The organism is Citrobacter sp. wls718 (assembly GCF_005280945.1).
Lineage (GTDB): Bacteria > Pseudomonadota > Gammaproteobacteria > Enterobacterales > Enterobacteriaceae > Citrobacter > Citrobacter gillenii.
In genome coordinates, this window is the sequence record NZ_SZWV01000038.1 from 19,957 (window position 1) to 26,990 (window position 7,034).

General features: G+C 52.7%; 6 protein-coding genes. 3 read left to right on the forward strand and 3 right to left on the reverse strand.

From position 1 onward, the window contains the following. From FDW95_RS23580 to FDW95_RS07435, 3 genes are all read left to right on the forward strand, one after another. A partial coding sequence (locus FDW95_RS23580; protein ID WP_249358956.1) for a heme lyase CcmF/NrfE family subunit occupies positions 1-1,228 on the forward strand: 1,228 nt, incomplete at its 5' end. Beyond that, positions 1,225-1,782, forward strand: a complete 558-nt coding sequence (gene dsbE / locus FDW95_RS07430; protein ID WP_115257953.1) for a thiol:disulfide interchange protein DsbE — start codon at positions 1,225-1,227, stop codon at positions 1,780-1,782. The genes FDW95_RS23580 and dsbE, both read left to right, overlap by 4 nt. After that, positions 1,779-2,828 carry a cytochrome c-type biogenesis protein CcmH gene (locus FDW95_RS07435; RefSeq protein ID WP_115257954.1) on the forward strand — a complete coding sequence of 350 codons (1,050 nt, stop codon included), beginning with the start codon at positions 1,779-1,781 and terminating at the stop codon, positions 2,826-2,828. Before dsbE ends, FDW95_RS07435 begins: the two co-directional genes overlap by 4 nt. A 101-nt stretch (positions 2,829-2,929) precedes the next feature. Here the strand turns inward: FDW95_RS07435 and narP are convergent, their stop codons facing one another. From narP to FDW95_RS07450, 3 genes are all read right to left on the reverse strand, one after another. Further along, positions 2,930-3,577 carry a nitrate/nitrite response regulator protein NarP gene (gene narP, locus FDW95_RS07440; protein WP_115257955.1) on the reverse strand — a complete coding sequence of 216 codons (648 nt, stop codon included), beginning with the start codon at positions 3,575-3,577 and terminating at the stop codon, positions 2,930-2,932. A 270-nt stretch (positions 3,578-3,847) separates the two neighbouring features. Beyond that, positions 3,848-6,112, reverse strand: a complete 2,265-nt coding sequence (locus tag FDW95_RS07445) for a nitric-oxide reductase large subunit (protein ID WP_115257956.1) — start codon at positions 6,110-6,112, stop codon at positions 3,848-3,850. 322 nt (positions 6,113-6,434) lie between these two features. Continuing rightward, the gene (locus FDW95_RS07450; RefSeq protein WP_115257957.1) at positions 6,435-6,725 is read right to left on the reverse strand and encodes a Bor family protein; all 291 of its coding nucleotides are present in this window, start codon (positions 6,723-6,725) and stop codon (positions 6,435-6,437) included. Between the last annotated feature and the right edge of the window lie 309 nt (positions 6,726-7,034).

Sequence of the window (7,034 nt, forward strand, 5' to 3'; positions counted from 1 at the left end):
TCCGGTAGAGAACGCCTCGTTTATGCCGTGGTTGGTGGGGACGGCGCTGATGCACTCCCTGGCCGTTACGGAGCAACGCGCCAGCTTTAAGGCCTGGACGTTACTGCTGTCAATCTGCGCGTTCTCACTGTGCCTGTTGGGGACGTTCCTCGTGCGCTCGGGCGTGCTGGTGTCGGTACATGCCTTCGCCTCCGATCCGTCGCGCGGGATGTTTATCCTGGCCTTTATGGTGCTGGTGATTGGTGGTTCTCTGCTGCTGTTTGCGGTGCGTGGGCATAAGGTTCGCTCGCGGGTCAATAACGCACTGTGGTCGCGTGAATCGCTGCTGCTGGGGAACAACGTTTTGCTGATTGCCGCCATGCTGGTAGTCCTGCTGGGCACGCTGCTGCCGTTGGTGCATAAACAGCTGGGGCTGGGCAGTATTTCGATTGGTGAGCCGTTCTTTAATACCATGTTCACCTGGCTGATGGCACCGTTCGCGCTGTTGCTGGGGATTGGGCCGCTGGTGCGCTGGGGACGCGACCGGCCGCGCAAACTAAAAACGTTGCTGATTATCGCTTTTGTCACCACGCTGGTAATGTCCGTGCTGCTACCGTGGTTGTTTGAGGATCGCATTGCCGCGATGACCGTCGTCGGCATGGCAATGGCCTGCTGGATATTTGTGCTGGCCATGTCTGAGGCATTTCTGCGTATTTCACGCGGCACGAAGCTGACGCCGAGTTACTGGGGTATGGTGTCGGGTCACGTAGGGCTTGCCGTCACTATCGTCGGTATTGCGTTTAGCCAGAACTACAGCGTTGAACGCGATGTGCGCATGAAGGCGGGCGATAGTGTCGGCATTCATGATTACCAGTTCACCTTCCGTGAAGTGAAAGATATCACCGGTCCTAACTATCGCGGCGGTGTCGCGATTATTGGCGTCACGCGTGACGGCAAACCGGAAGCGACGCTGCATGCGGAAAAACGCTTTTATAACAGCACCAGCTCGATGATGACCGAGGCGGCCATTGACGGCGGATTTACCCGTGACCTGTACGCGGCGCTGGGCGAGGAGCTGGACAACGGCGCATGGGCCGTGCGTCTGTATTACAAACCGTTTATTCGCTGGATTTGGGCCGGAGGGTTACTGATGGCGCTGGGCGGATTGTTCTGCCTGTTTGATCCGCGCTATCGCCAGCGCACGCGTCCCCGCACTGCCGGGCAAGAAAAAGCGCCGGAGGCTGTATGAAGCGCAACGCACTGTTAATTCCGTTTATTATTTTTCTCGTGATTGCCGCAGCGTTGCTGTGGCAGCTGGCACGTAACGCGCAGGGCGACGATCCTACAAATCTGGAGTCGGCGCTGATCGGTAAACCGGTACCGACATTCCGTCTGGAGTCGCTGGAGAACCCGGGTCAGCATTATCAGGCCGATGTGCTTACGCAGGGCAAGCCGGTACTGCTTAACGTCTGGGCGACCTGGTGTCCGACCTGTCGCGCTGAACATCAGTATCTGAACCAGCTTTCAGCGCAGGGCATTCGGGTTGTGGGTCTGAACTACAAAGACAATCGCCAGAAAGCTATCGTCTGGCTGAAAGAGCTGGGTAATCCGTATGCGCTGAGCCTGTTTGACGGCGACGGGATGCTGGGTCTGGATCTGGGGGTGTACGGCGCGCCGGAAACGTTCCTGATCGACGGTAAAGGCATTATTCGTTACCGCCATGCCGGCGATTTAAACGCCAGGGTGTGGGAGAGCGAGCTCAAACCGTTGTGGGATAAGTACAGTAAGGAGGCCGCGCAATGAGGTTTTTACTGGGCGTGCTGATGCTGATTGTCTCAGGTTCGGCGTTGGCCACTATCGATGTGATGCAGTTCAAGGACGAAGCGCAGGAGCAGCAGTTCCGCCAGCTTACCGAGCAGCTGCGTTGTCCAAAATGTCAGAACAACAGCATTGCTGATTCAAACTCGATGATTGCCACCGACCTGCGTCAGAAAGTGTATGAGCTGATGCAAGAAGGGAAAAGCCAGAAAGAGATCGTCGATTACATGGTGGCGCGTTATGGCAACTTCGTGACCTACGATCCGCCGCTGACACCACTGACCGTACTGCTGTGGGTGATGCCGCTGGTGGCGATTGGTCTGGGAGGCTGGATTATCTTCGCCCGTTCTCGTCGTCGCGTTCGCCTGAAGCAGGAAGAATTTCCTGACGATACCACACCGGATGGCACGCGGGGTGGATGGTGGCTGTTTGCACCTGGCGTGGTGGTGGCGCTTGTGGTGGTGGCGGTGAGCTATTACTACACCGGTAATTATAAGCAGGTAAAAGTTTGGCAGCAGGCCACCGCCCAGGCTCCGGGGTTGCTGGAACGCGCGTTGGATCCGAAAGCCGAGCCGCTGAATGAAGAGGATATGACGCGCCTGGCGCTGGGGCTGCGTACGCGGCTGCAATCTGACGCCGGAAACGTTGAAGGCTGGATCATGCTCGGGCGTATTGGCATGGTATTAGGCAATGCCAGTACGGCGACCGAAGCCTACGCTAACGCTTACCGGCTGGATCCGAAAAATAGCGATGCCGCGCTGGGTTATGCGGAAGCGTTGACCCGTTCCTCCGATCCGGACGATAACCGCCGGGGTGGAGAACTGCTGCGCCAGCTAGTCAGAAGCGATCATGCCAACGTCCGTGTGCTGAGTATGTATGCGTTTAATGCGTTTGAGCAGCAGCGCTTCGGTGAAGCGGTCGCCGCGTGGGAGATGATGCTGAAATTATTACCTGCCAACGATACCCGCCGCTCGGTGATTGAGCGCAGCATTAAACAAGCGCTGGAACAGCTGTCGCCGCAGGAGAAATAAGCGTGGAAGATGCCGGATGGCGACGCAAAGCGTCTTATCCGGCCTACTGATGCACGCAACTTGTAGGCCCGATAAGCGTAGCGCCATCGGGCAATATCTGGTTATTGCATGCCGCGTGTTTGTAAAAACAGGATGGTAGCCGCAACGCGAGAACGCACGTTAAGTTTGCGCAGCAGATTGCGAATATGCACCTTTACTGTTTGTTCGGAGATATTCAGCACTGACGCGATCTGTTTGTTTGACAGCCCCTGTGCCAGTTCGTGTAATACATCCAGTTCGCGTTCGGTCAGCATGCTGAACGGATCTTCTTCTGCGCCAAATAGCTCACGTTCACGCAGGTAGTTGCTGACGCGTTCGCTGAAGGCTTTACCGCCTTTCGCACCGCTGCGAATAGCTTCGAGCAACACTTCCGGATCGCTGTCTTTCAGCAAATAACCGTCAGCGCCAGCATCAATTAAGGCATAAACATCGCTGGCGGAATCCGATACGGTAAGAATGATAATTTGTGCTGTGATGCCATCCCGGCGCAGCGCATTCAGGGTATCCAGTCCGCTCATACCTTTCATATTGAGATCCAGCAGGATCACATCCAGGTCAAGCCGGTTTGCCAGATCGATAGCACTCGCGCCGTCGCCTGCTTCGGCAACCACGTCAAATGCGCTATCCAGCTGCAGTAATTGACTGATTCCTCGCCGCATGAGTGGGTGGTCATCAACGATCATCACCTTAAAAGGTGTTAATTCAGGCATCTTCTTCTCCTGAGCACTCTTAATTTCGTTATATTTCGGGGCATGGGATAATCCTGATTTATCACGCAGATGATAAGGCAACGTGACCCTACTTTTTACAGGTGCAAATAGTATATCCTGACTCAAAAAGCTCTCATTGGAATTTTTACAAAGAATACTCTTTATGACTTGAATCAAGGTGCTGCCGGTTTGCGAGACGAAATAAAAAAACCGCAACGACTGGCGCTGCGGTTGCCTTTTAATTGCTGAGCGTCATCTTAAAAACGGCGCTTAGTTTTTCTCGTTTGCCAGCGTCATCGATTTAGCGTTGGCTTTGGTAAGCAGCTTCAGCGCAAAGAGCGCCAGCAGTAGTCCACCGATACCGAAGATGATGTCGCCCGGGACACGCAGCCAGACCAGTGTTTCAACGATATGCGAGTGAATCACTTCCGGAGAGCGCGCGTACCACAGCCCCTTATCAATGCTGGCCCATGACTGATAAATCCCTACCGGCAGCAGCGAGACAAAGACCATCCACGTTAAGCCGATGTTCATCAACCAGAATGCCCATTTCAACAGAGAATCAACCCAATGGTTGTCCGGCAGCAGACCACGCAGACAGAACAACATTAGACCAATACCGAGCATACCGTATACGCCAAACAGCGCGGCATGAGCATGCGCTGCCGTCAGGTTCAGACCCTGCACGTAGTACAGTGAAATCGGCGGGTTGATGGCGAAGCCCAGCAGGCCAGCGCCGACCATATTCCAGAATGCCACGGCCACGAAGAAGAAGATCATCCAACGGTAACGCTGTACCCACGGTGCTTTACGTGCCAGTGAGTAACTGTGTGCAGCTTCAATCCCCACCAGCGACAGCGGAACCACTTCCAGTGCAGAGAAAATTGAACCCCAGGCAATGACGGAGATCGGTGCACCAGTGAAGTACAGGTGGTGCAGCGTTCCCAGAATGCCACCAAACAGGAAGATGATGGTCGAGAACAATGTTGCTTTGTTCGCCGCGCTACTACGAATAAGACCCAGACGACAGAAGATAAGCGCAATCACGGCGGTGGCGAAGACTTCAAAGAAACCTTCTACCCACAGGTGAACCAGCCACCAGCGCCAGTATTCAATAATGGCGTAATGCGTCTTAAAGCCCCAAATCAGGGACGTAGAGTAGAACAGGCCGATACAAATGGCTGCCAGGAACATCAGCATGATCAGACCACGGTTTTCTGATGGACGGGTGAGGGCAGGCCATAATGCACGTCCCACCAGCACCAGCCAAATCATCAGGCCGATAAACAGCAGCCACTGCCACATGCGTCCCATGTTGGTGAACTCGAGACCCTGGGCACCAATATAGAAGTTCTGTTTGGCATCCAGATAGCCCATTGCACCCAACCAGCCGAAGCCCAGCGAACCAACCACCAGAATCAGCAGCGCAACAAACAGAATATTAACGCCCAGACGCTGGAATGCGGGTTCTTTGCCGGAAATCAACGGGGCGATATACAGACCGGTTGCCAGCCACGCGGTAGCAATCCACAGAACTGACAGCTGGGTGTGCCAGCTACGCAGTACGGTGTACGGTAAGATTTTCGATAGCGGGATGCCGAAGAAATCCTGGCCTTCCACGCTGTAGTGCGCAGTCATCGAACCGAGGAAAATTTGCACCATAAACAGGGCGATAACCACGTAAAAATATTTTGTGGTTGCGCGCATCGACGGTGTCAGCGTCAGCCGGAACAGCGGATCGCTGGCCGGGGAGACAATGGTTTCGTCTTCTTCGTTACGGAAATGGTACCAGACCAGGGCACCAATACCGCCCAGCAGCAGAATGACGCTGGCAATAGACCAGATGCCTAAGCTGGCACTTGGCGTATTACCCACCAGCGCTTCATGCGGCCAGTTGCTGGTGTAAGTGATGGTATCATCTGGGCGTTCGGTGGTGGCAGCCCAGGCGCTCCAGAAGAAGAAGGCGCCGAGATCCTGCCGGTCCAGAGAAGAGGAAAGTGTATTTTCCTTCATCGCATAGTCAACGCGCAGCGCGTGGAAATCAGGCGCGTCGCTGAACAGACCGTCATAATGCGCGGCAACCTCACGAATGGCTTTGGCGCGCTCCGGTGTAATAATGATGACATTACGCAGCGCGTCATAGCTATTATGGCGCATCTCCTGTTTCATCAGGCCGCCCGCAACCAGCTGTTGTTCTTGCGTTAGCGCATCGAACGGTTGCTGATATTTTTTCTCGGCGATGATGTCGCGTAAGGCAAGCGCTTCACGGTGCAGCCAGTCCGCAGACCAGTCAGGCGCAACGTAGCTGCCATGGCCCCAAACGGAACCCAGCTGTTGACCGCCAGATTTAAACCAGGCTTCCTGCCCATCCTGAATTTGTTCCCCGGTGAAAACCTGCTCACCATCCGTCGTGATAACTTGTGCCGGAATAGGCGGAGCCTGCTGATAAATCTCGCCGCCCAGCCACAGTAGCACGCCAAAGGACGCCAGGCAGATAACGAGAAGCGTTAGCCATAAACGCTTTGAGTAATGCATAACCTAACCTTTTTTATTGTACAAAGCCTGAGCCATCGCGACGCAGGAGGGGGAAGGTACTTTCCCCTGACATATCTTTACACATATAAACATGTATTTTAAATACAACTTTGTGTGTATAAAGAGGGTTATGCGTTGATTTTGATTTATAAGTAAGTCGATGGGGCGAGTACGGAAGTGTCACTATCAACAGATAGCGTTAAATGTGTTTCTTAACGACACAAAAATTATTCAGTTATTACGTCACTATTTTTCAATCGTGTTAAATAATGGCAGGCACATTATTGCTAAGCAGGTATCCATCGAACACCTGCTCATCGTATTATTTAGCGCAATACACTCTCGCCTCACGAGGTGTGTAGATACCGATAGTAATAATACGCAAGAAAACATCCATTCCCGATTCCTGTACTTCGGTACGGATAACTTTGTCTGCACCACCACAAACAAGTGCTGCATCAATAGTTTGTGACTGGCCTATGCCGTGAACAAAAAAGCTCTGTTTGACCTCTTGGGTCGGTTTTTCGGCAATGCCGTTATTTATTTTAAAGGTTTGCTGTGCACAACCTGATAACGCTACAGCTGCCACTAATGCCATCATTAACTTTTTCATTTTTACCATCGTAGGGTTAGGATAGAAATGTCATGTTCTTATTTATTTTATTTCGCACATATCCGACCAGCGATTCATTCTGCTATGAAATGCTTAACGTTTAAGCAGGGTTTATTAAAGTGAAAAATTAATAAAATATTTGTGTCATTACTGTAATCTCGATTTGCTGTTTGACAACATTAATTAAATATCAACTTTAATGAGCGGCAATAATAAACAATGTTGATATTAAAGATGCAAGCAGCTGGAAGAGAAGTCAGCAGGGTGAATTATGCCAGGCACCGGCCAGGAAAGAGGGCGCTGAGTCCC